We start from the raw sequence: 23,733 nt of genomic DNA, 5'->3' as shown, positions 1-23,733 counted from the left end.
CCGACTACTTCACCGGTACGGCCGGCCGTGAGAATGGCAAACTCCAGCGCTCGCGCACCTACCCCTTCGGCCTGCCGTAACTCGGCAACAAATGCACCGAGATCGGCATAGGGCAGTGCCGCGTGGTGCTTCACCTTCGCGACCTTATTCCGAGCCGGAAGAAGGTGATCCAGATGACCTTTCCAACGCGCCGGGTTCTCACCGTGGCGGTGTCTCCGCACCGTCGCCCAATCCAAGACGCTTTCAATGCGGCCCCGGACGCGGCTGGCGGTTTCCGGCTTTGTCGTCCAGATGGGCTCCAGCACTTTCAGCACCATGCCTACGTCCACGGCGGCAACGTCGATGTCGCCAAATACCGGGAAGGCGTAGGTATCGAGCGTGGCGGTCCACTGCGCCGAATGCTTCGCGTTCTTCCACCCCGCCTTGTTGGCCGCAATGTACTTCTCGGCAGCAACCTTGAACGCCATGCCCTTGAGTTCAGCGAGGCGGCGCTCTTGATCCGCAGCTTGTCGTGCATCGATAGGGTCTGAACCCTCCAACAGCGTCCGGCGGCATTCCAGCGCCTTATCGCGAGCCATTGAGAGGGTCACGGTATGGAGAGGGCCTAGACCCATCTTGCGAGCCTTGCCGTCACGCATGAAGCGAAACAGCCAGGACTTTGAACCGCCAGCAGCGATTTGCAGATAGAGGCCGTTACCGTCCGCGTAGACGCCCGGCTTGGTCATCTTCGAAACAGCGAGAGCTGAGAGCTTGCTGGAAGAACGCATGATGAACCCTCGCGCACAAACCTGCGCACAATTCATCGTCGGATTTAGGCGGAACCGTGCGGACGTGTCCAGACGCCAACCCCATGCAATACCGCGTATTCCCGCGAAATACCGGCCAAGCCCGGAATGGTGCGGATTAGGCGGAGGCGGACGCCCTCTCCGCCATTGATGGCACCTGAATCTCTGCAAATACCGCTGAGTGCTGCCTTCCAGTAGGCACGCCGTATCCCGCTGGTCCTGTGCCATCGCGCCGTGGATGGCGTCGCGCGACGTCAGAGCACTCGCCTCTGTCGTTTTGGAACGCCGCTTGGCTAACGGCCTGAACCAGCATTGCGTGGCCGCTCAATGGTGGCGTCTCGTTACGCCAGCGAAGTCACGTGCCATCATCGCTGAAAAGGCCAGGGAACGCCGGAGGGCCCCCTCTCGTTCTCCGTGTCCGCCCGCAAGGGCCATGAGACGGAGAAGCTTCCATGTTGTGGACGATCGCGATCATCCTGTTCGTGCTTTGGATACTCGGCGGGTTCGTTTTCCACGTCGCCGGGGGACTTATCCATCTCCTGCTCGTGATTGCTGTGGTTGTCGTGATCTTCCAGATCATCTCGGGTCGGCGCCGCATCTGACCGGTCTGCGGCCTGCCACTTCCCGCCCGGAATGATTGAACGGATAGCTATGCGCCTTCGAGAAGCGTTCGTCGGCGCATAAGCGTGCCCGGAAACGGGAATGACAAAGGATGAGAAGCCGCCGAACGCGATCGGCGACTTCCGATTTCCAGACTCAGCCCTTGGATTTTTGTCCGGAGCGAGACGCGCCGGCACTATCGATCGCGCGCCTGAGGGCCCGCTTGCTCGCTCGCGCGTCCATGTCGGGGCGCAGTCTTCCCTTCAAGACCTCTTCGCCAACCGCCTCGACTTCCGCTTTCGTCAGATCGCGGCGGCGCATCTGCTTGCCCCGCGAAGTCAGCGCCTTCAGTAGGTCTTCCGCCATGGCCGCTCCCTTTCGTGCTTGTTCGAACTTGCGAAGATGCGGCAGCCCTTCCAAAGGCAAGGGGTCGCTAGGCAGCAAACCGGTCTGTTTCGGCTGCCGAGGGTTTCTGCACGAAACATCGACCGGGTTGTCTTTCGTGGTCGGCCGCAGCCGCGAGATACTGATGGAGACCAGAAACGTTCGGGCTTTCCGAACACATGCCGAGCGGCTTTCCAACGCGGCGCGGCTTCATTCCGCTTTGGAGCCCTTGATTTCGGCGCGAGACGTGCCTTCCAGTCGGGAAACAGGCATCGGGTCTACCGTCTCGCTACCGTCCCGCGAGGCCAGATCATGAACCGCTACCGACCCAACGAGCCGACCAGCCCTGTTTCCCTGGATCTGCTGTCGCTCCTGATGCGCGCAGACGATGCGCGGCTATCCGAACTCGTTCTGCAACTGCCGGAACCGCAAAGAGCGGAGCTTGCGCTGCATTGCTTCTCGCGCTCTCACATGCGCGCCCTGGGCTTGCGCATCGCGCGGGATTGTTCGCGCCACGCGCTGGAGAGCGTCGGTGGAACGCTGGGGCTGGCCCTGGCCGAGCATGTGACGAGCAGCGAGGCCTTCGATGCCGGCCCGTCGCACCATTCGCGAAAGCGGGTCACCCTCGCCAGATTCGCCGCCTGACGCCTCAGGCTCGGCTGGCCGCCATATCGGCGCCGAGCCGAACGCGCTCGGTCACCGCATCGAGCATCCCGCGCGTATAGCAGATCCACCGGCCGCGTCCGTGCCGCTTGGCCTCGTACAGGGCAAGGTCGGAGAACTGCATGAGTTCGGTCGTGTCGCGCGTCTCGTCGGTGCAGCACATGCCGATGCTGCATCCAACCGAAACAACCAGGCCGTCGATCCGGAACGGTCGCGCGATCGCATCGATCACACGGGCAGCGACCGCTTTGGCCTCCTCCAGATCGCCATAAACGAGGAGCGCCAACTCGTCGCCGCCAAGGCGCGCCACGAAACCTTCCGGCCCGGCGATCCCCGTCAAGCGCTCGGCGACCTGGATCAGAAGGCGGTCGCCCACCGCGTGGCCGTAGGTGTCGTTCACCGGTTTGAACCGGTCGAGGTCGATCAAAAGCAGCTTGAAGCGCTGCTTGGGAAAGAAATCGCGCTCCATGCGCTCGTTGAGGGCTCGCCGGTTGGCAAGGCCCGTCAACTCGTCATGCTGCGCCATGAAGGCCAAGCGCTGCTCGATGCGCCGGTAATAATCGCGCGAAACCCGAAGTTTCTGGCGCATCAGCCACCAAAGAAACCCGAACCCAGCCGCGCCCGCCGCGATCAGAATGCTCAGGATCACCTTCGCGGTGCTTTGAACGCTCTGCGCATGGTGGTCGCGCTCGTCCGCCAACGTCTGCAGAAGCCTGTCCGTCCCGTCCGCGAGCGACCGCTTCTGGAAAGCATAGAACTGGCTGTTCAGAATGGACCTCGCCATCGGCAGATCGTTTTCCGCGACGGCGGCGAAGGAACGCCGCTCCATTTCCATCAGATTGTCGTTCGCAACGCGTGTCGCCTGATCGAACTCCTCGGCGGCGCGCTCGGTCGACATCCTGGTCGCCGCGGTGATTGCCTCCTCCATGTTCGGGATGAAGGAATCGTATCGGTCCACCCAATGGCGCTGACCGGTCGCAGCGGCCATGTTGGCCGACATCGTCAAACGTTCATCCGCGAGCATGATCCGGGCGGCCACGAGGGCGGCATTCTTCGAAGCTTCGGCCGCGTCCCGCGAAGTTCTCTCGAAAACGATACGCTCGCCGATCAGGGCCGCGACGAGAAGAGCGGTCGCGGTGAACGACAGGATGATGGTCCACTGCGCCGCGCGAAAGGCAGCATTGACGAGCGAATTGTTCATGGGGTCCCAGGGTCTTCCACCCAAAGATGGACCAAGAACCTTACGGGACCTTGAGGGGGCATGATGAACGCTCCATCAATCCCCACCACCACGACGGCATGTTCCCTTGCCGAAGCGCGGTTCGAACCGGTTACGGTCAGGCTGGATCGGATCGATAGCCATAAGGAACGAACCCATTCACGCCATGGTTTTGGGCTGGTTCGATTCCTCCGATGATGCGTTGAAGGCGAAGGCGATGAGATCGATACGGCCGATGACGATCGCCCTCCTTTTCGGCACGATCGTCTTCGCGGGCTGCACGGCAGATGCGCCTCATGCCCCTCTCGATGGCATAGGATATACGGCAGCGAACACGGCCAAGCGCGGTACGCCCGAATTCTGCCGGCGTTATGCAGGGCAGAGCTTCACGGAAAAGTACCGGCAAAGCGCCAATACCGCGATGCCCGGCACGGTGGCTGCCCGCATCAGCGGCGACGACGCTTATCGTCGCTGCCTCGCAGGCCGGACGAACTGAAAAGCGGGTCCAGAAGCCATCCCTTCTGTCGCCTCAGCAGTCTTTTGCGGCGGAAGGCCCTATCCGCCCGGCACGCGACAACTGAGCACGGGAACGGCGCGCCAAGCCCCGGGTTGGCCCTTATCGCCTTCACGAAGGCACCAAAGGGAACGCACCATGGCCGACGAAGCAATCCGCAACCTCGTATCGCAGGGCTTGGCTGCGATGAAATCCGGCAGCCAGATCGCCGAACGGGCGACGGGCGAGATCCAGAACGACGCCAAACATCCCGACCTGAAGGCCGCGCTTCAGCAAGGCAACGAAACGTCCAAGCAATGGTCGGCGCGCATCGATCGCGCGATCGGAGAAGCGGGCGACGTTCCGCAGATCGAGAACCAGATCCTGCAAGCGCATTACGATGTCAGCAAGGAAATCCGCCGCGACGCGAAGGACGACCAGTCCCGCGACCTCGGCATCATCGCGGCCGGCCAGATGGCGCTGCATTACTGGATCGCGGTTTTCGGCACCATGAAGACCTATGCTTCCAAGGTCGGGATGACGCAGACGGCGCAGGAAATGCAGGCTTCGGTGGAGGAAGCGAAGGCGGCCGACGAGCAGCACACGCAGCTTGCCCGGAAGATTCTGGGCTGAGGCCAGAAGCCAACGCACGGGATGCCGAAGCCGGCATCCCGTGCGGCCGGAAACCCGTCCAGACCGACCGGGCGGACGATTGGCGACGTCCTTCCCCTTAGACCGAGACCTTCCGTCGGCCTGTCCCGGCCGATGGTCCGGTGCAGGCCCGCAGAAGTCCTGGGCCGCTATCGTTCCGGCGAACGCGCCGTCATGGTTTCCTTCACCGGACGAGGCATCGGGCCGCCGGACAGGGAGGAACCAACCCATGAGGTTGAAGCGCTTCACGCTGGCTTTCGCAACGGCATCCCTTGCGCTCGGCTTTGCCGCCGCACCGGTCGCCTTCAACGCCACATCAGGCTTCAAGAACCTGACCGCCGCCGCCAAGGATGGCGGCGGATCGGGCGGCGGCTCGGGCGGCGGCGGTAGCGGCTCTTCCGGTGGTGGCGGAAACGGCGGCGGGGGCGGTTCTTCCGGCAGCGGCTCGTCGGGTGGAAGCGGCTCCTCGGGCGGTGGCGGTGGATCGTCGGGCGGCAGGGGTTCGTCCGGCAGTGACGGCGGCGGCGGTGGATCGAGCAGCGGCGGTTCGTCTTCGCGCGGCGGCGAATCCTCCGGTCGCGGCAGCGACGATCACGGCGGGCGCAGCAGCGGCGGATCGAACAACCGTGGACGCGGCGCCGACGACAATCGAAGCGATAACCGAAACGACGACCGCCGCGCCGGGCAACGGCGCAACGACGACAACCGGCGCGGTGCCGAGCACGTTTCCCCGCGCACCGGCGCCAAGGTCGAGGTGAACGGCCGCAACATCGAGGTCACCACCGCCGACGGCTTCAAGGAAGAGATCGAGAACGGCCGCTACGAGCTTAAAGACCGCCGCGGCCGGACGGTGGTGGAACGGGCCGCGACCGCCGCCGACCGCGCCCGGCTATTCGGCGCCGCGCGCTGAAGCGCGGCACCGGATGGGCCGAACGGCGCTTTTTCCGTCCTTTGCGCCGTTCGGCTCTTTCATTCGGGGCGTTTCCTGTCGCGCAGGAACAGCGCCGCCTCCGTCCGGTTGCGCACGTTCAGCTTGCCGAGAATGCTGGTCATGTGATGCTTTACGGTCTTTTCCTGAAGGTCGAGCTTCAGGCCGACCTCCTTGTTGCTGAGGCCGGACGCGACGAGCGCCAGGATTTCGTCCTCGCGCTCGGTCAAGCGCGCCAGCGGATCAGCCGAGACGGGCGTCGGGGCCGGTTGGCGCATGGCGGTGAGGATGCGGGCCGCGAGCGAGGGCGGCACATAGCTTTCCCCACGCATCACGGCGTCCAGCACGTCCACGAGACTGTCCGAGCCAACGCCCTTCAGGACATATCCCTTGGCCCCGGCGCTGAGCGCCGCCATCACGTCCTCGTCGTTCTCGGACGCCGTCAGAACGACGACGCGAACCTCCGGCATCGCCTCGTTGATCCGGCGCACCGCTTCCAACCCGGAGCCCGGCATGGACAGGTCGAGAAGCGCAAGATCCGGCGCGGTTTCCGCGACGCCCGCCACGGCGCTGGCCGCATCCGCCACGGCGGCGACCACTTCGAACCGGCCCGTTTCTTGAAGACTCAAGGCGACGCCGGCGCGAAACAGTGGATGATCGTCCGCGATGACGATGCGATAGGGTGCGCTCATGCGGCCATGTCCTTTTCGCGCGCGATCGTCATCACAAGAACCGCGCCTTCCGCCCCGCCGCCGACATCGAGCGTTCCGCCCAAACTTTCGATGCGGTCCCTCAGCCCCGACAGTCCGAGGCCTGGCTCGGCATCCGCAAAGCCCGGCCCCGCGTCCGCGACGCGAACGGTGAGGCCGTCGGGCCCGAGTTCGGCGGAAACCGCCTGGCCTTTTCCGCCCGCATGGCGAAAGGCGTTGTTCAGCCCTTCCTGAACGAAGCGGTAGATGCCGATCTTCTCGGCGGGGGTCAGGGAAACCGGATCGTCCGGCACGACCAGCGCGACAACGGTTCCCGTGTGCCTTTCATGCGCCAGCGTCGCCGCGCAAACGAGGCCGGCGAGATCGAGCGTTTCGATAGTGGGTAAGGCGAGGCCGTTGCAGATGCCGCGGAGGTCGCTCATCGCCTCGTCGAGGAAGCCTCGTATGGCCTTCAGTTCCGCCGCCTTGGCGGGATCGCCGGCGGCGCCGAGCGACGAACTTCCCAGGCGAAGCGAGGCCAGCGCCAGAAGCTGCGCCGGCCCGTCGTGAAGGTCGGCGCTGAGCTGGCGAAGCGTGCGCTCGTTGAACGCCGACACGCGGCTCGACGCTTCCCGCGAGCGCCGCCGCAGCACGTCGTTGCGCAGGAGGAGGTTCTGGAGCTGGCGCACGCGGCCTTCCAGATCGCTGCGCTGACGCGCGATGGTGGCGCTGCCCCGCATGACGATGCCGAACAAGGCGCCCATCATCGCGGCGGTGACCGCCGCCACCACGATCCACGAGCGCACGGTCGCCGCCAGAAGGCCGGCCTGCAACTCGCCCGCATGTTCGTAGAACTCCGCGACGGCCACGATCTCGCCCGACCAGGGCGCGCGGATCGGGTTGTAGATTTCCAGAAGCGGCACGCCGGCACCTCGTTCGGTCGCGTCCTCCTCGTCTTCGAGATCGTCGAACTCGGCTGCGACCTGCCCGCTCCAGGCCCGGCGCAGGCTGTCCGTCGGCTCGAAGCGCTTGCCGATCAAGGACGGATCGTTGCTGTAGGTGATGAGTCCGCCCCGCCCCCAGAGCTTGAAGGTTTCCAGCCGCTCGCCGAGCGCGCCGGTGGCCAGGGTCTCGTCCATCGCGCGCCGCGCCCCTTCCGATAGGACACTTGATCCGTCGATATCGGCGAGAAGCGGGCCGATCACGCCGTCGACATAGAGCGCGGTCGCCGTCGCCGTGTTCTGCGTCACGCCTTCCGCGATCTGCCGCGTCACCCAGACGCCGATCACCAGCATGCCGATCGTCAGAACAGCGGCGCCGGCCAGAAGGTACTGGCGCGCGAGCGAAAGCACCTGCCAGCGGCGGAGCACGCGTTTGAGAAGGGCGAAGCGGGCACGCATGCGGGTGAGCTTACAAGCTCTCCCGCCGAAGGTCATCGGACCTCCGAGCGGCCGGGTATCGGACCTTGGTCCGAAGCGCGCCACCGCGAAGAGGAGCATGGTGGAAGGCCTCGAAAGCCCGTGATCGCCGCGGGTTCGTGACGGGAGGCCCGACCATGATCCGCATCGAGAAGAAGCCGTATGCCGCCCTCTTCCTCGCCGCCGCCTTCGCGGTGGCCGGCGCGTCCGGCACCGCGAAGGCCGCCGGCGACGACAGCGGCTCGACGCCGACCTGCAAGCGCGGCGAGGTCTACGACAAGAAACTGAAGAAGTGCGTCAAGCAACAGGCAGCGAACCTTTCCGACGAGGACCTGACGGACTACGCCTATGCGCTCGCCGAGGAAGGCCGCTACGACGAAACGCTCACCATCCTGGCGACCTTGCGCGACCCGAACACGGCGAAGGCGCTGAACTACAAGGGCTATGCGACCCGCAAGCTCGGCCGCACGGAGGAAGGCATCGGCTATTATCTCCAGTCGGTGAAACTCGACCCGCGCTATGCCAAGGTTCGCGAATATCTCGGCGAAGCCTATGTCATTCAAGGGCGCAAGGATCTGGCGACGGAACAGCTCGCCACCATCGAGACGCTTTGCGGCACCGGCTGCGAAGAGTACCGGGACCTCGCCGAGGCCCTGGCGAACTGATTTCGACGAATTCTGGCAAGGGAAGCACCATCGATGGCAATCAACACAGCCGAATACGGTCCCCGCGTTCTTTCGATCCTGCGCGCTGTGACGGGTCTTCTGTTCATGGCGCACGGGGTGCAGAAGCTTCTGGGCTTCCCACCTTCCGAAAACCCGGCCCCGGCGCTTCTGTCGCTGTTCGGCATCGGGGGGATTCTGGAACTCGTCGGCGGCTTTCTCGTGCTGATCGGGCTGTTCACGCGGCCCGTCGCCTTCGTGCTCGCCGGCGAGATGGCGGTCGCCTACTGGATGTTCCACGCGCCGCAAAGCCCGTTCCCGATCCTCAACGGGGGCGACGCCGCGATCCTGTTCTGCTTCGTGTTTCTTTACCTCGCGGTCGCCGGCGCGGGCCCGTGGAGCGCGGACGCCAAACTCGGCCGTCGCTGAATCGGCTGAGGATCGCGCCCGGCAGGGTCAACCCGGAGGCACGGTGCCGCTGAACCGCAGTCAAGATCAGCGGTGCTCGATGCAACCTCCCGGCCAAGGCCCCGTTGAACCGGACCGAGCGCTCGAGGCTCGGTTGGTACCGGGAGGCGACGTTGGCTGAAATGACGCTCGAAGACCTGTCGAACAAGATGGGCAAGATCGACTTCGCGATGCTTTCGACGCGCACCGAAGGCGGGGCCGTCGCCAGCCGGCCGATGAGCAACAATGGCGAGGTGGCCTATCGCGGCGACAGCTTCTTCTTCACCTATGAGGAAGCGCGCACGGTCGCCGATATCGAGGGCGACGCGAAGGTCGGCCTGACCTTCACCGGCGCGACCGGGCTCCTCGGCGGCCCGCCGCTGTTCATCGCCGTGGAAGGCCACGCCCTCTTGATCCGCGACAAGCAGGTGTTCGCCGAGCATTGGACCAAGGACCTCGACCGCTGGTTCGAGCAGGGGATCGATACGCCGAACCTCGTGCTGATTCGGGTGCGGGCCGATCGCATCCATTACTGGAACGGCAGCGACGAAGGAGAGGTGGCGCTCTGATCCACATCCTTTGAAGAGGTAACCGGCGCCGAAGCTCGCCCTTGCCCGCGACCATCGTTAGGTTGCGACGGAAAAGCGCAATGGCCAAAAGCCGTTAATCGCACATTCTTGCCTTCATTGGGTTGGGGGAGAATCACGATGCGGCTGGCGAGCGTTTTCGCGGTGGGCCTTTTCTCGGTGTCGGGAACGGCGGCTTTCGCCCAGGAGCCGGTGACGCTGACCTTCGCCGCGCATTACACCGATGCCGAGATCGCGCCGCTCACCGCCTGCTTCCGCGAATACGAGAAGCAGAACCCCAACATCCGCATCAGCTATCGCCAGTCCGAGATCGCCGATTTCCTTCAGACGATCCTGACGTCCCGCATCGGCGGCACGACGCCCGACATCTACAACGTTTATTCCATTTGGGGTAAGCGCCTGGTGGACAACGGCCTTCTCGCCGAGCCGCCGGCCGAAATCGCGGACTTCATCAAGACGAACTACGAGCCGAGCACGATCCAGTCGGCGGTTCTGGACGACCGCATCTGGGGCGTTCCGGCCGAGGTCAGCCTTTACATGCTGGTCTACAACAAGGAGCTGTTCCGCAAGGCCGGCATCTCCGCCCCGCCGAGCGACTGGCCCGGCGTGATCGCGGCGGCCGAAAAGATCACGGAAAAGGACGGCATGGGCAAGATCGTCACCGCCGGCTACGCCTTCGGCCCGACGGTCGCCAACGCCACCCATCCGTTTCGCGCCCTGATGTTCTCCAACGGATTGTCGATCGTGGGCGAGGATCAGTCCTCCACCAATCTCGCCAAGCCGGAGGCCGTGGAAATCCTTGCCGGCGAGGCCGAGCTTTTCAAGCGTGGCCTGACGAGCGCAGCCAATCAGATCCGCGATTTTCCCTCAGGCCGGGTCGGCATGATGATCGCGGCGAACTGGATGAAGGATACGCTGCGCCAGGGTCTCGGCGACCGGCTGGAAGAGGTCGCGGGCGTCGCGCCCATTCCGGCGGGGCCGGACTGGAAGACCTTCCAATATTCGTTCTACCAGTCGGTCGACGCCAATTCCAAGCATCCCGAAGAAGCCTGGAAGCTCATCCGCTGGCTGAACACGCCGGCGGCGGAAGGCAAGCGGTCCTGCACGGGCGAGATGCTGATCAAGCTCGGCAGCCTGACGGCCAACAAAGCCGATATCGCGGCCTCGCAGGACGAACTCGGCGACGCCTTCACCAAGCCCTATATCGAAGCCCTGCAAAGCGGCCGGGCCGTCGCCGATCTCAACGTCGCGCAAACGGCCGAGATCGACAAGGTGCTGCGCGGCGCCATCGAATCCGCCTGGCTCGGTCAGAAAACTGCCGCCGACGCGCTTTCGCAGGCGGATGCGCAAGTGACGGACATCCTGGCGATGCCGCAATAAGGGTCGCCGCTTCGTGCATCTTTCCAAGCGGGCGGCGCCCTTCGTTTTTCTCGCGCCGACCCTAATCCTCGGCTTTCTGTTCTTCGTCCTCCCGCTTCTGGTTTCGCTTTATCTCAGCTTCACGAGCTGGAATTCGCTGAGCGCCCCCCGTTTCGTCGGCTGGGCCAACTACATCTATCTTCTGACCCGCGATCCCTTGTTCTGGGGAAGCCTTCGCAACACCGCCACCTTCGTCGGGGCGAGCCTCGCGATCGGCATGCCGCTGGCGCTGGGGCTGGCGCTCGCCTTTCGCAATACGAGGGCGAAGGCCCTTTGGCGCGGCATCTACTGGCTGCCGATGGTCACCAACATCGTCGCCATCGCCTATGTCTGGCAGTTCCTGCTGGCCGACCCCTACGGCCTCGTGAACCGGAGTCTCGCCTTTCTCGGCTTTGCCGGACCTGCCTGGCTGAGCGACCCCGGCACGGCGATGACCGCGATCGTCATCGTCTACGTGTGGTTCCATGTCGGCCAGGACATGATGCTCCTGTCGGCGGGTTTGGACGCCGTGGACGAGAGCTGCGAGGAAGCGGCGGAGGTGGACGGGGCGCGGGGTCTCCAGGTGTTCTGGCACGTGACGCTGCCCTTGCTGCGCCCGACCATCCTTCTCGTGTCGATGACCAACCTCATCAAGGGCATCGGCTTCTTCGCGCTGATGCTGGTGATGACCGATGGCGGCCCGGTGAACTCCACCAACGTCGCGGCCCTTCACATCTACCAGATCGCCTTCGCCAATCTTCGCCTCGGGATGGCATCGGCGGCGGCCTACATCCTTCTCATCGTGGTGCTGGCGATCTCGCTTCTGCAGCTTCGCGTCATGCGGCGTGGAGGGTTGGAAGCATGGTGAGGCCGATCCGTTCGATCCCGCGAAGCGCGCGCGCCGCCCCCTCGTGGCTGACGGCGCTGAAATATCTCTGCCTTGGCCTTGGCGCCGTTCTGATGCTGCTGCCCTTCGCCGATCTCATTCTCGGAGCGCTGAGGACGCCGGCCGAGCGGTTGGCGCGGCCGCAGATCTACTTTCCCGCGACGCCCCAATGGGGGAATTTCGAAGCGGTGTTCCTGCGATTTCCCCTCGGGCTCTGGATCTGGAACAGCTTCTTCGTCACCACCGCCATCACGGCGATCCAACTGGCGACCAGCGTTTCGGCCGGCTATGCGCTGGCGAAATTCCGCTTTCCCGGCCGCGACTTCTTTCTGCGCTTCGTGATCGGGGCTCAGCTCTTTCCGTTCTTCCTGTTCATCATCCCGCTCTTCTTCATCCTGCGCTATTGGCCGCTCGCCGGCGGCAACGACCTGTTCGGCCAGGGCGGAAGCGGGTTCCTCAACAGCTACGCGGCGCTGATCCTGCCCTTTTCCGTGTCCTGGTACGGCATCTTCCTGATGCGCCAGTTCATGATCTCGGTGCCGGACGACCTTCTGGACGCGGCCCGGATGGACGGCGCGGGCGAGTTTCGCATCCTCTGGTCGATCGTGCTGCCGCTGGTGCGTCCGGCGCTCGTCACGCTCGGCGTCTTCGTCTTCGTTTATCACTGGAACGAGGTGGTCTGGACGCTGACGATCACGCGCACCGCGCCCGAACTCCAGACCGCGCCGATCGGCATTCACCTGATCCGGGGCGCGTTCGAGAACGAGCAGGATCAGTCGCTCCAACAGGCCGCGACGCTCGTCACGGTCCTGCCCGTCGTGATCCTGTTCCTCGCCCTCCAGCGCTTCTACGTGCGCAGCCTGTCGAGCGGACTCAAGCGCCGTTGAGAGCGTGGCCCTCCAGAACATGCGCCACGTGGTGCGCTTCCGGCTCGCGATAAAGCGGATAAAGCGGGCCGACGGCCTCGTCCACGGCCGCGACATCCAGCATCGGCTGGCGTCCGCCGAGGCGCGCCAGCGCTTCCGGTGTCAGGCGCACCGGCTTCAAGCGCTCACTCTCAGGCCCGAAGCGCAAAAGCGGGCTGTCCATTTCCATGAGCTTTCGCGCGTTGCGCTCGCCGATCCGGTGGTAGCTCATGGTTTCCACCTCAAGCCCCGGCACGATGACCTTCGCGACGCCGACGCGTCCGTTGCGCGGCGAGCCGTCGAGCGCCAGAACATCGAAGCCCGCCGCTTCAAGGGTCCACCTCGCGTGGCGGCCCCGCTCGCGCGTGTCGGCGAGATCGGCGGTGGGCAGGTCCGCGAAGCGCTTGGAGCCCTTGCGCGCGAAGACGGTGCGGTCGAGATGAGTCTTCAAGGCCGCCGGCTCCATCAGCGCCCATTCGCGCATCGTCTCCAGCGCCCGGCTTTCGCCGCCGACGAGGCTCGGCATAGCGCTTTGGACGAAATCATCGAGAAAGCTCGGCGGCGCGACGGATGCAGCTTCCGCGAGCGGCCCATGCGCATAGGTCTTGCGCACCCGTGCCGAGCAGAATTCCAGAAGCGCCTTGCGAAGAGCCACGTTGCGGTCCGGGTCGCAGGCCTCGCCGCAGGCCGACAGCATGACGGGAACGCGCGGCCCATGCCCTTCCCGGTCGTGGCCGACCACATAGACATTGGCGAGCCCGAACTCGTCGGTCGCATATTTCGGCAGGACCTCGATGCCGAGACCGTCGAGGCGACGCATGAGGTCCAAGGTATCGGGCGCGAGATCGGCTGGGTCGATATCCAGCATCACGCCGGCATCGAGCGCGCGGAACAGAAGCCCGTTTCCGTCGCGCTGAAGGAGTTCCAGGAGGCCGTGGCCGACCGCCCACTCGAAATCCGGGCCGGCTCCGAGGCCATTGGTGATCAGCGGCGTGAAGGGAACGTAGCCCGCCGGCAGTTCGAAATAATCGGTGGCCGCGATGTCCATGGGAACCAGCACCGGCTCGCCGGTCGCAAGTCTGGTCGTCTCCACCCAGGCGAGCGGCGTGTCGTGATCGACGGGCGATCCGGCCGGAAGGCAGAGCGTGAACGGGTCGACGATCCCGCGCTCGCCCCGCTCAAGGCGCAGGTGCCGGTAGCTGCCGACCCATTGCGGCTCGTCCAGTAGCTTCAGCGTCGGCAGGATGGCTTCGGCGATCTCCGCGAAGGCGCCGATCAGGGCCGCGTCGTCGTCCAGCCCGTAGCCATAACCGGAAGGCATATTGCCGGGCATGGCATCCTGGTCTTGGAGAAAGAAGGCCACCTTCCAGGCAGGCACGCCGGTTCGGTCGAGGGATTGCAGCGGGAAGCCGACATAGCGGCCGGCCGGAAGCGCTTCCATGTAGGCTCGAACCGCATCGGGCAGATTTTCCGGAAGGTCGTTCATTTCAGTCAACTCCGAGGCTTGCCGCGAGAAACTACGCCTTTGCCGCCAGATGCTGCACGGATGCGCCCCCGGAAGGTGGCAAATCGTCCGGCACATTTCAGAGCGCCGAAAATTTGCACGTGGCGACTGTTACCCGAAATCCTCGTTGTCCCCTCTTTTTAGGCGACAACAGAACTTCTCCGGCTGCCAGGAACCTTGGCTAACCAACCGTTAGATGTGCATCGGCAAATTGAGGTGATCAATATCGGACGTGCAGGCCATGCTCAGCCAGTTCAGGATCGCGACGAAGGTCGCCGGGATCGCAATCGCCATCAGCCTGATCGGCATCTTGGCTTCGCTCTACGCCGCGAGCGTCATACGGTCGGCGGACAGTGATTATTCCGCAATGATCTCCAACCTGGATCAGGCGACCATCAATCTGGCGCGGACCAATCGAACCCTCAACGCGATGGGATATGCGGTTTATCGTGCCGTCGTCTACGATGGGTCCGAAGCGATTTCGGCCAACGCCACCGCCAAGGAGGCGATCGAGAAGGGCCGTCAGTACCTTCTGGATACCAAGAAGCGCCTCACCGACAACGCCGACCAGCTTGCCGCCATCGAGGCGGGTTTCGAGGTGGTGGCCGGCCACGTCGCATCCGCCGCCGATGCCGGCGCGCGAAACGCCAATGATGCGGCCCTGGACGAAATGAAGATTGCCGATCCCTTGATCGTCAGCCTGTCCCAGAAGATCACGAAGCTGAACGAGGCGCTGATCGCACGCGTCACCCAGCGGTCCGACGAACTCACGGCGCAGTCCTATACGAACCAGTATCTTCTTGTCGGCGGCACGATCGCAGCCGGCCTTCTCGGCCTCGTGGTGGCGTTGTTCGTTTCCGCCAAGGGAATCACCGGCCCCCTCGATCTTCTGCGCTCTCGAATGGTCGAACTGGCGAACGGCAAGCTGGATGTCGACATCACCGGCCAGAATCGCGGCGACGAGATCGGCGCGATGGCAAAAGCCGTTCAGGTGTTCAAGGACGCCGCCAACGCCAACAAGCGCTTGGAACGCGAAGCGATGGAATCACAACGGGAACAAGCGGCCAGCCGCGACCGTCAGACGGCGATCGACACTGCGAAGGCGGAGGATCTGCGCTTCTTCGTCCATGCGGTCGAGGCCGGCTTCGACAAGCTTTCCGCCGGAGATCTCACCGTTCGGATGAACCAGGCCGTGGCGGTGGAGTTCGAGCCGATCCGCGCCAAGTTCAACGCCTCGGTCGGGCAACTCGAAGACACGATCGGCTCGGTGGTGGGCGCGGTCGGCTCGATGCGCGTCGGCCTCAACCAGATCACGGTGGCGGCGGGAGACCTGTCGCAACGCACGGAACAACAAGCGGCGAGCTTGGAGGAAACCGTCGCGGCCCTGTCGGAAGTGATGCGCGGCTTCAACCAGACCGCCGAGAATGCCGACGATGCCCGCGCCGCCGCCTCGGTAGCGCAGAAGGAAGCCGAGAAGGGCGGCGCGGTCGTGTCGCAGGCCGTCGCGGCCATGGCCGAGATCGAGCGATCCTCGAACAAGATCGAGAGCATCATCTCGGTGATCGACGAGATCGCCTTCCAAACCAATCTCCTGGCCTTGAACGCGGGCGTGGAAGCGGCGCGCGCCGGCGAGGCGGGCCGGGGCTTTGCGGTGGTCGCGCAGGAAGTGCGGGGCCTCGCCCAGCGCTCGGCGGAAGCGGCGAAGGAGATCAAGGACCTCATCTCGACCTCGGCGGCCCAGGTCGGACAGGGCGTGGAACTCGTGTCCGCATCCGGTCGCTCGCTGGAAGAAATTCAGGCGCAGGTGGGCGGCGTCGCCACTTCCATCGCGCAGATGGCGCAGGGCGCGCGCGAGCAGGCGGTGAGCATCAAGGAGGTCGCGACGGCGGCCGACCAGATGGATAAGGTCACCCAGCAGAACGCCGCGATGGTGGAGGAAACCACCGCCGCCGCGCAGTCGCTGTCCGGCGAAACGGCGGCGCTGGCGCAACTGACGGAGCGCTTCCGCACCTCCATCGCCGCCAATGCCGCATCATCGAGGACCGGCGCCAGGGCAGCCGCATCGCCCCGCCCTGCCCCGCGCGGCGCTCGCGTTCACGAGATGCGCCAGACCGCGCAGGCCAAGCCCGTCGAGGAGGAATGGGCCGAGTTCTGATACGGCATGAAGGGCGGCGGCCCGGTGGGCACCGCCTTTCAAACCGCGAGCATGGACGAAGCGACCGTTTCCATCCGGACGCGGGCAGTTCGGGCACCCCGCATCAGGCGCATGTTCCCACGGGCACGCAATGATGCTTCTGGTCGCCCGAGGCCTGCGTTTCCAACCAACTGTCGTAGAGAATCCCGTCGTCGTGGCAATGCTGGCCGGCATAGGTAAACCCGCCGGCCCTCGCCGCCGCCTCGCCGGATTCCTCCCGCTTTCCGGTGCCGCCGACCCTGCGCAGCATCGGCAGATAATCGGCCGTGGTGCGGATCAGCGTTTCCTGGACCACGGTCGCGTCGCCGTCGATATAGAAGTTCTCCAAGGGCTCGCCGCGCGCATTGTTGCGCCCCGCATCGCTGCGGCGCTTGATGGCGTCGCTCGGGACCCAGACCACCGGTCCGTCCGGCGTATGGCAGCGGCAAGGCTCCGTCACGCAGACGCACCAGTTCGGCAGAAGCGGAACGTAGCTCATCGCCTTCAACGGATGCTCGCCGGAGAGATCGAGCGCCGAGGCGGCGAACATCCTCGTCCCGACAACCTGCAACCGTTCTCTCGTGGCTTCGCGATAATCCGTCATGCTCAAGCTCCTCGTGAAGCGAGAATAAGCAGGTTGCGTCGATTGGAACCGGTGACTGAACAAGGTCGATCGTGACCTGCTTCGCCTCTTCGCCGTTGCAGGTCAGCTGCATCATGCCCTTGCGGAAGATGATGAGCAAATCGAAAATCGGGGGGCTTTCCGAAAGCTCGTCCCGACATCGCTTGCGCGGGGCTCCACTCGATGCGTGCGAGATGCCGGGCCGCACATCGTCGCCATGCCGCATCCGGCATCTTCACCTTAGGTCAAGGATTGCGTTGCCGGCGATCGAGACGACCGGTAGGCATCGTTCCATTGGGTAGGAGCGCCAGTTCGATGCTCGGCTTTGCCGTCATACTTGTTCTTTATACGCAGGCGACCGACAACTCCCTCGACATCAACGGCACCGTTTATTCCTCGGTGAAGCTGTGCCGCGAGGAAGGCGAGCGGCTCGTCGGCTTGAAGCTTCAATCGAAGCTCGGCAACGGCAAGCCGGTTCGCTCGGTCTGGTATTCCTGCCAGACGGTTCGTGGAAAGGCGGGCGGGCCGAAGCGCCCCGCCCGCCCCTGACGCAACCTCGGGCTCGACCGGCCGCGTCGCTGGTCGGGACCGCGGCTCGCCCGGCGAAGAGTCGAGCGGGACCGAGCGCCTTGCGCGCTTACTGACCAGGGATGATCAACCGGCGCCCGCCGCGGACGTTTGACGGCCGATAATAGCCACCGCGAGTGCCGAACTCGCGATCGGTCCGGTAGATATCCGGGCGATGGCTGCGGGCAAAGCGGGGCGAATCGAAACGCCCGACGACATCCGGCCCCCGGCGCGGTCCCGGTCCGCGATAATAGCCGGGACGATCGTCGAACCGATACCGACGATCGAAGCGTTGATACCGGTCTCGCCGGTCGTAGCGAGTGACCCGGTCATAGCGTGGATACCGACGGAAATCGCGCGTGTCGTCCACATATGTTCCGTAGCGATAACTCGGCCCGTAGTCACGGTAGGGACCGGTTTCCACGCAGCCCGCACAGATCAAGCCGGCCAGCGCGATCACCGCCATGCGGATAAACGAATCCTTCGGCATTTTCATCTCCTCCTCATCGAAGGAAGATGGAACACGGAACGAAGAAGGACACTGTGCGGGGCCCCGACATGGTGAGCCGAACCTTGAACCGATCGGCTGTTTTTTTGGCGTTGATGGAGGCCCCGAAAGGCACAGGCAGGGCGATCCTGACATCCTCGTCGCGGGCAAGCATTAGCCATGGGAAAAGGGAGACAACCAAGACCCGCTATCGGGTTGCAAGGTTGCAGTGAGAATTGCGGTGCAACTCTGCAGATCTAGACCTTGTTGACTATGATTATTAGCCATGCTAGCGAGTAATGGCGCCGCCGTACTTCAACTCAAAACAACCAAGGCGGCAACCGAGACCACGCCGTTTTCAGTAGAGCGGTTCTTTATAGACGGGGACACCGACCGCTTTCTCTAAAACGCCCGTGGTACATTTCCTGAAAAATTCGAATGCTTTGGACATCCGCTGGATGTCGATGCGTTCGCATGAAGGTTCGGAACGGTAAGTATTGAGTCCGATCGCCGAATCCATTCGATCTGAGGGGATCATTGGATGGCAAAATACACAGCGACGCGTGCCGACGACCTGACGGACACGATGGGTGTCGCGACACATATCGACTATACGGATGGTGGCTATGCCAACATCGGTCAGAGCCTGAAGGCTCTGAAATATCTCGGGGTGGATCATCTTCGTGATGCCTCGCCGAACCCGGTATCGGACCCCTCCGGCCAGGGACATCTTGGGGACGCGGCCGCGGCCGGAATGAAGTTCGTCTTCATCGCCCAAGGCAATGTCGATCCCGCAACCGTGGTTTCGCGCCTTCACGCCTTCGAGGCGGCGCATCCGGGCGCTATCGCCGGGATCGAGGGGCCGAACGAGGTCAACAACTGGCCCGTGACCTATCACGGCCTGTCAGGCACGGCGGGCGCGCAGGCTTACCAGAAGGACCTCTTCGCAGCCGTCAACGCCGATCAGCTCCTGAAGAACGTTCCGGTTCTGGGTTTCACGGATTACCCCGTGCATGCTTCCGACTCGGACTGGAACAACACCCATCCCTATCCGAAGAACGGTTCGCAGCCCTGGGCCGATATCGCCAACAATAAGGCAGCTCAGGACGCCGTCGATCCGGGCAAGCCCTTCGCGATCACCGAGGTCGGCTACCATACCTCGCTGACCGCCGACACGGCGGGCGGATGGGAAGGCGTCGATGAGACGGTGCAGGCCAAGCTGCTTCTCAACACCTACATGGACGCGGCCCTGCAAGGATCGAAGGGAACCTATCTCTACCAGTTGCTGGACGCCTATCCCGATCCCAGCAACAACAATCAGGAAACGCATTTCGGGCTGTTCCGCCTGGACTATTCGCCCAAGCCCGCCGCGACCGCGATCCACAACCTCACCAGCATCCTCGACGACAGCGGCGGGAGCGCTTCGAGCTTCCAGGCGGGAAGCCTCGACTACAGCCTTTCCGGCCTGCCGGCCGACGGCCACAGCTACCTGACGCAGAAGTCGGACGGCAGCTTCCAGATCATCGCCTGGGCCGAACCGGACATCTGGAACGAGCAGACCGACACGGCCATCGCCGCCCCCACCAGCTCCACCACGATCTCGCTCGGCCAAAAGTTCGCGACGGCGCAGATCTTCGATCCGATGAAGGGCGAGGCGGCGATCCAGACGCTCCACGACGTTTCGTCGGTGACGATCTCGCTCACCGATCATCCGCTGATCGTGCAGCTTTCGGGTGCCGGCGACACGACGACACCCGTCACGCCCACACCCACGCCTCCGACCACGTCCCCCACCCAGCCCACGACACCCGCCGTGCCGGGCGCCATCAACGGGGGAACCGGCAACGACCACCTCCAGGGGACAGTGGGCAGCGACGTCATCAACGGCTTCGACGGCAACGACAGCCTTTATGGCGGCAACGGCAACGATCAACTGAACGGTGGAAACGGCAACGACCTCCTTCACGGCGGTTCGGGCAACGACATCATGACGGGCGGGGCCGGCAACGACACCTATATCGTCCACGATGTCGGCGATAAGGTCGTGGAAGCGGCCAACGGGGGCACCGACTTCGTCCGAAGCGGCGTCACCTACACGCTGCCGGACCATGTGGAGCGGCTGGAACTCATCTATTCCGGCAATACCAACGGCTTCGGCAACGCCGCCGACAACCGTCTGGACGGCAATAGCGGCAATAACGAGCTACATGGCGGGGCGGGAGCCGACATCCTGCAGGGCGGGCTCGGCAACGACCGGCTTTGGGGCGATGCGGGCCAGGACACGTTCGTGTTCTCCACCAAGCCGGGCACCGGCAATGTCGACACGATCGTCGACTTTTCCGTGGCGGACGACACGATCCAGCTCGCCCGCAGCGCTTTCAACGCATTCAAGGGAACCGGCGCGCTCCAGGCCGATGCGTTCTATGCCGGCAACACCAATGCGGCCCACGACGCGTCGGACCGGGTGATCTACAACGCGAAGACGGGCGACCTCTTCTACGATGCCGATGGCACGGGCGCGGGCAAGGCGGTGCAGTTCGCCCATCTCGATCCCGGCCTGCACCTCACCGCCAGCGATTTCTGGATCATCTGACGGGAAGCGCCTCTACGAGAATCGAGGGAGCGGGCCAAAAGCCCGCTCCCTTTTTTCATTGCAGCTTCAGGAGCTCGTCCAGCGACTTCTTGGCGTCGCCATAGAGCATCCGCGTGTTCTCCTTATAGAACAGCGGGTTCTCGATGCCGGAATAGCCGGTGCCCTGGCCGCGCTTCGAGACGAACACCTGTTTGGCCTTCCACACCTCGATCACCGGCATGCCGGCGATGGGCGAGTTCGGGTCTTCCTCGGCCGCCGGATTGACGATGTCGTTGGAGCCCACGACGATGGCGACATCGGTCTGCGGCAGGTCCCCGTTGATCTCCTCCATTTCCAGGACGATGTCGTAGGGAACCTTGGCTTCGGCCAGAAGCACGTTCATGTGCCCCGGCAGGCGGCCGGCGACGGGGTGGATCGCGAAGCGCACGGTCTTGCCCTTGGCGCGCAAGCGGCGCGTCAGTTCCGAGATCGAGCCCTGCGCCTGTGCCACCGCCATGCCGTAGCCCGGCACGATGACGATGGAATCCGCCTCGTCCAGCGCCTGCGCCACGCCTTCGACGTCGATCGCCACCTGTTCGCCGGTAATCTCCTGCGCCGGCCCCGTCGTGCCGCCCCAGCCGCCGAGGATCACGGACACGAAGTTGCGGTTCATCGCCCGGCACATGATGTAGGACAGGATCGCGCCGGAAGAGCCGACAAGCGCGCCCGTCACGATCAGGAGGTCGTTCGACAGGGTGAAGCCGATCGCCGCCGCCGCCCAGCCCGAATAGCTGTTCAGCATGGACACGACGACGGGCATGTCAGCCCCGCCGATCGCCATGATGAGGTGCCAGCCGAGCGCGCCGGCGAGGATCGCGACGAGGATCAGCGTCCAGATGCCCGCGCCGTTGAAGTAAAGAAGCCCGAGGATCAGCGCGACCGCGACGCCGGCAAGGTTGATCGCGTGGCGGTTCGGCAGGACGAGAGGCTTGGAATCGATCCGCCCCGCCAGCTTGCCATAGGCCACCACGGAGCCGGTGAAGGTCACCGCGCCGATGAAGACGCCGAGAAACACCTCGACCCGCATGATGGCGAGTTCCACCGGCATCTTGAGAGCGAGGGTCGCGGCGAAGCCGGTGAGAAGCTCGCCCGTGCCGGCGGCCACCGCATGAGCGACGTGCGCCGCCTCGATATCGGCGTTGAAGCCGATGAACACGGCGGCGAGCCCCACGAAGGAATGGAGCGCGGCGACGAGTTCGGGCATCTGCGTCATCTGCACGCGGCCAGCGAGCCAGCCGCCCGCGAGGCCGCCGAGAACGATCAGCGGCACGACCAGCCAGAGCGCGCCGACCGACGGGCCGGTGATCGTGGCGAACACCGCCAGCGCCATGCCGACGATGCCGTACCAGACGGCGCGCTTGGCGCTTTCCTGGTTGGACAGGCCGCCGAGCGACAGGATGAAGAGGATGGCGGCGACGATATAGGATGCGCCGACGAGACCTTGGCTCATGTGATCTCCCCCTTCAGCTCTTCTGGAACATCTTCAGCATCCGGCGCGTCACCATGAACCCGCCGAAGATGTTGACCGATGCCATGAGGATGGCGAGACCGGCCAAAAACGAGACCAGCCAGCCGGACGTGCCGACCTGAAGGAGCGCGCCGAGGATGATGATGGAGGACACTGCGTTGGTGACGGCCATCAGCGGCGTATGGAGCGCGTGGGAGACGTTCCAGATGACGTGGTAGCCGACGAAGCAGGACAGGGCGAAGACCACGAAATGCTGAAGGAAGCTCGGCGGGGCCGTGAGGCCGACGAGCATCAGGAGCACCGCCCCCGCCGCGAGCAGCATCACCTGCCGCTGGCCGGCCTTCTTGGCCGCGACCGCCTCGCGCAGGGCCTTCTCGCCGGCCGTTTCTTCGACCGCCTTCTTCGCGGGCTGCTTGGCGATGGCCTGGATCTTGGGCGGCGGCGGCGGATAGGTGATCGCGCTCTCGTGCGTCACGGTGGCGCCGCGAATGACGTCGTCCTCCATGTTGACCACCGGCACGCCGTCCTTTTTCGGCGTCAGGTCGTCCATCATGTGGCGGATATTGGTGGCGTAGAGGGAGGAGGCCTGCGTCGCCATGCGGCTCGGATAATCGGTATAGCCGATGATCTTCACCCCGTTCGGCGTTTCCACCGCCTCGTCGGGAACCGTCAGGTCGCAATTGCCGCCGCGCTCGGCGGCCAGATCCACCACGACGGAGCCGGGCTTCATCAGGGCCACCATGTCGGCGAGCCAGAGTTTCGGCGCGTCGCGGCCGGGAATGAGGGCCGTGGTGATCACGATATCGACCTCCGGCGCCTGGGCGCGGAAGAGTTCGAGCTGCTTGGCGCGGAACTCAGGTGAGGACGGCGCGGCATAGCCGCCCGTCGCCGCGCCGTCGGCGACACCTGCGAAATCGAGGAACAGGAACTCGGCGCCCATGGACTGGATTTGCTCGGCGACTTCGGGCCGAACGTCGAAGGCGCGCACCTGTGCACCGAGCGACTGCGCCGCGCCGATGGCGGCAAGGCCCGCGACGCCCGCGCCGATCACGAGGACCTTGGCCGGCGGCACCTTGCCGGCCGCCGTGATCTGGCCGGTGAAGAAGCGGCCGAAATGGTTGCCGGCCTCGATCACCGCGCGATAACCGGCGATGTTGGCCATGGAGGAAAGCGCGTCCATTTTCTGGGCGCGGCTGATGCGCGGCACCATGTCCATGGCGAGCGCGGTGACGCCCTTTTCGCGAAGGCTTTCCAGAAGCTCCCCGTTCTGCGCGGGGTACAGGAAGGAAATCAGGATCTGCCCCGAGCGCGTCTTCTCGACCTCGCCAGGCTCCGGCGCGCGGACCTTGGCGACGATGTCGGCTTCGCGCCAAAGGGCATCGGCATCGGCGACGACGCGGGCACCGGCCTCTGCATAAACCTCGTCCGAAAAGCGCGCGGCCGCCCCGGCCCCGGTCTCCACCAGACATTCATAACCGAGCTTACGCAGCCGGCCGACACTTTCGGGCGTGAGAGCGACGCGCCGCTCTTCGGGCCTCGTTTCCTTGGGAACGCCGAACTTCATC

The 23,733-nt window shown here is 64.6% G+C and carries 24 protein-coding genes; 14 read left to right on the top strand and 10 right to left on the bottom strand.

What is annotated here, in order from left to right; genetic code table 11:
- A partial coding sequence (locus F9929_RS16480; RefSeq protein ID WP_152047676.1) for a tyrosine-type recombinase/integrase occupies nucleotides 1–767 on the bottom strand: 767 nt, incomplete at its 3' end.
- A gap of 470 nt (nucleotides 768–1,237) precedes the next feature.
- Between F9929_RS16480 and F9929_RS16475 the strand changes: the two genes are divergently transcribed.
- Nucleotides 1,238–1,387, top strand: coding sequence for a lmo0937 family membrane protein (locus F9929_RS16475; protein ID WP_152047675.1), 150 nt, complete (start codon nucleotides 1,238–1,240; stop codon nucleotides 1,385–1,387).
- A 154-nt stretch (nucleotides 1,388–1,541) separates the two neighbouring features.
- On the opposite strand, the gene F9929_RS16470 is transcribed toward F9929_RS16475, so the two are convergent.
- Nucleotides 1,542–1,967 carry a hypothetical protein gene (locus F9929_RS16470; RefSeq protein WP_152047674.1) on the bottom strand — a complete coding sequence of 142 codons (426 nt, stop codon included), beginning with the start codon at nucleotides 1,965–1,967 and terminating at the stop codon, nucleotides 1,542–1,544.
- Between the two features lie 114 nt (nucleotides 1,968–2,081).
- Between F9929_RS16470 and F9929_RS16465 the strand changes: the two genes are divergently transcribed.
- A complete protein-coding gene (locus F9929_RS16465; RefSeq protein WP_152047673.1) occupies nucleotides 2,082–2,414 on the top strand; it encodes a hypothetical protein in 333 nt (110 codons plus the stop codon).
- 4 nt (nucleotides 2,415–2,418) lie between these two features.
- On the opposite strand, the gene F9929_RS16460 is transcribed toward F9929_RS16465, so the two are convergent.
- Complete coding sequence (locus F9929_RS16460; protein ID WP_152047672.1) at nucleotides 2,419–3,633, bottom strand: GGDEF domain-containing protein; 1,215 nt, start codon at nucleotides 3,631–3,633, stop codon at nucleotides 2,419–2,421.
- 253 nt (nucleotides 3,634–3,886) lie between these two features.
- Between F9929_RS16460 and F9929_RS16455 the strand changes: the two genes are divergently transcribed.
- The 3 genes from F9929_RS16455 to F9929_RS16445 all read left to right on the top strand — a co-directional run bounded on the left by F9929_RS16455 (nucleotide 3,887) and on the right by F9929_RS16445 (nucleotide 5,705).
- Complete coding sequence (locus tag F9929_RS16455; protein ID WP_152047671.1) at nucleotides 3,887–4,147, top strand: hypothetical protein; 261 nt, start codon at nucleotides 3,887–3,889, stop codon at nucleotides 4,145–4,147.
- Between the two features lie 156 nt (nucleotides 4,148–4,303).
- Nucleotides 4,304–4,777 (top strand): DUF892 family protein, encoded by a 474-nt coding sequence (locus F9929_RS16450; RefSeq protein ID WP_152047670.1) that lies wholly within the window; start codon nucleotides 4,304–4,306, stop codon nucleotides 4,775–4,777.
- A 247-nt stretch (nucleotides 4,778–5,024) separates the two neighbouring features.
- A complete protein-coding gene (locus tag F9929_RS16445) occupies nucleotides 5,025–5,705 on the top strand; it encodes a hypothetical protein (protein ID WP_152047669.1) in 681 nt (226 codons plus the stop codon).
- A 59-nt stretch (nucleotides 5,706–5,764) separates the two neighbouring features.
- Here F9929_RS16445 and F9929_RS16440 read toward each other — a convergent pair whose 3' ends face one another.
- Together F9929_RS16440 and F9929_RS16435 are read right to left on the bottom strand one after the other, a co-directional pair.
- Entirely contained in the window at nucleotides 5,765–6,415 is a 651-nt protein-coding gene (locus F9929_RS16440) for a response regulator (RefSeq protein ID WP_152047668.1), read from the bottom strand.
- Entirely contained in the window at nucleotides 6,412–7,911 is a 1,500-nt protein-coding gene (locus F9929_RS16435; RefSeq protein ID WP_235919364.1) for a sensor histidine kinase, read from the bottom strand. Before F9929_RS16435 ends, F9929_RS16440 begins: the two co-directional genes overlap by 4 nt.
- A 56-nt stretch (nucleotides 7,912–7,967) precedes the next feature.
- On the opposite strand from F9929_RS16435, the gene F9929_RS16430 reads away from it, so the two are divergent.
- The 6 genes from F9929_RS16430 to F9929_RS16405 all read left to right on the top strand — a co-directional run bounded on the left by F9929_RS16430 (nucleotide 7,968) and on the right by F9929_RS16405 (nucleotide 12,697).
- A complete protein-coding gene (locus tag F9929_RS16430) occupies nucleotides 7,968–8,495 on the top strand; it encodes a hypothetical protein (protein WP_235919363.1) in 528 nt (175 codons plus the stop codon).
- Between the two features lie 33 nt (nucleotides 8,496–8,528).
- On the top strand, nucleotides 8,529–8,921 hold the full coding sequence (locus F9929_RS16425; protein WP_152047667.1) for a DoxX family protein: 393 nt from the start codon (nucleotides 8,529–8,531) through the stop codon (nucleotides 8,919–8,921).
- A 152-nt stretch (nucleotides 8,922–9,073) separates the two neighbouring features.
- A complete protein-coding gene (locus F9929_RS16420; protein ID WP_152047666.1) occupies nucleotides 9,074–9,508 on the top strand; it encodes a pyridoxamine 5'-phosphate oxidase family protein in 435 nt (144 codons plus the stop codon).
- Between the two features lie 138 nt (nucleotides 9,509–9,646).
- On the top strand, nucleotides 9,647–10,906 hold the full coding sequence (locus tag F9929_RS16415) for an extracellular solute-binding protein (RefSeq protein ID WP_152047665.1): 1,260 nt from the start codon (nucleotides 9,647–9,649) through the stop codon (nucleotides 10,904–10,906).
- Nucleotides 10,907–10,919: 13 nt separating this feature from the next.
- The gene (locus F9929_RS16410) at nucleotides 10,920–11,792 is read left to right on the top strand and encodes a carbohydrate ABC transporter permease (RefSeq protein WP_152047664.1); all 873 of its coding nucleotides are present in this window, start codon (nucleotides 10,920–10,922) and stop codon (nucleotides 11,790–11,792) included.
- Nucleotides 11,786–12,697, top strand: a complete 912-nt coding sequence (locus F9929_RS16405; protein WP_152047663.1) for a carbohydrate ABC transporter permease — start codon at nucleotides 11,786–11,788, stop codon at nucleotides 12,695–12,697. The genes F9929_RS16410 and F9929_RS16405 overlap by 7 nt, the downstream gene beginning before the upstream one ends.
- Here the strand turns inward: F9929_RS16405 and F9929_RS16400 are convergent.
- A complete protein-coding gene (locus F9929_RS16400; RefSeq protein ID WP_235919362.1) occupies nucleotides 12,684–14,201 on the bottom strand; it encodes a YcaO-like family protein in 1,518 nt (505 codons plus the stop codon). The genes F9929_RS16405 and F9929_RS16400 overlap by 14 nt on opposite strands.
- A 259-nt stretch (nucleotides 14,202–14,460) precedes the next feature.
- Between F9929_RS16400 and F9929_RS16395 the strand changes: the two genes are divergently transcribed.
- A complete protein-coding gene (locus tag F9929_RS16395) occupies nucleotides 14,461–16,374 on the top strand; it encodes a methyl-accepting chemotaxis protein (RefSeq protein WP_235919360.1) in 1,914 nt (637 codons plus the stop codon).
- Nucleotides 16,375–16,477: 103 nt separating this feature from the next.
- Here F9929_RS16395 and F9929_RS16390 read toward each other — a convergent pair whose 3' ends face one another.
- Nucleotides 16,478–16,996 (bottom strand): hypothetical protein, encoded by a 519-nt coding sequence (locus F9929_RS16390; RefSeq protein WP_152047661.1) that lies wholly within the window; start codon nucleotides 16,994–16,996, stop codon nucleotides 16,478–16,480.
- A 333-nt stretch (nucleotides 16,997–17,329) separates the two neighbouring features.
- Between F9929_RS16390 and F9929_RS16385 the strand changes: the two genes are divergently transcribed.
- On the top strand, nucleotides 17,330–17,563 hold the full coding sequence (locus tag F9929_RS16385) for a hypothetical protein (protein WP_152047660.1): 234 nt from the start codon (nucleotides 17,330–17,332) through the stop codon (nucleotides 17,561–17,563).
- 88 nt (nucleotides 17,564–17,651) lie between these two features.
- On the opposite strand, the gene F9929_RS16380 is transcribed toward F9929_RS16385, so the two are convergent.
- On the bottom strand, nucleotides 17,652–18,077 hold the full coding sequence (locus F9929_RS16380; protein ID WP_152047659.1) for a hypothetical protein: 426 nt from the start codon (nucleotides 18,075–18,077) through the stop codon (nucleotides 17,652–17,654).
- A gap of 532 nt (nucleotides 18,078–18,609) precedes the next feature.
- On the opposite strand from F9929_RS16380, the gene F9929_RS16375 reads away from it, so the two are divergent.
- Nucleotides 18,610–20,661, top strand: coding sequence for a calcium-binding protein (locus tag F9929_RS16375; RefSeq protein ID WP_152047658.1), 2,052 nt, complete (start codon nucleotides 18,610–18,612; stop codon nucleotides 20,659–20,661).
- A gap of 55 nt (nucleotides 20,662–20,716) precedes the next feature.
- Here F9929_RS16375 and F9929_RS16370 read toward each other — a convergent pair whose 3' ends face one another.
- The gene (locus F9929_RS16370) at nucleotides 20,717–22,150 is read right to left on the bottom strand and encodes an NAD(P)(+) transhydrogenase (Re/Si-specific) subunit beta (RefSeq protein WP_152047657.1); all 1,434 of its coding nucleotides are present in this window, start codon (nucleotides 22,148–22,150) and stop codon (nucleotides 20,717–20,719) included.
- 13 nt (nucleotides 22,151–22,163) lie between these two features.
- Nucleotides 22,164–23,732 carry a Re/Si-specific NAD(P)(+) transhydrogenase subunit alpha gene (locus F9929_RS16365; protein ID WP_152047690.1) on the bottom strand — a complete coding sequence of 523 codons (1,569 nt, stop codon included), beginning with the start codon at nucleotides 23,730–23,732 and terminating at the stop codon, nucleotides 22,164–22,166.
- Nucleotide 23,733: the final 1 nt, after the last annotated feature.

Source organism: Aureimonas psammosilenae (assembly GCF_009176975.1).
GTDB classification, from domain to species: Bacteria; Pseudomonadota; Alphaproteobacteria; order Rhizobiales; family Rhizobiaceae; genus Plantimonas; species Plantimonas psammosilenae.
This window is presented reverse-complemented; position numbering and strand designations above follow the sequence as displayed.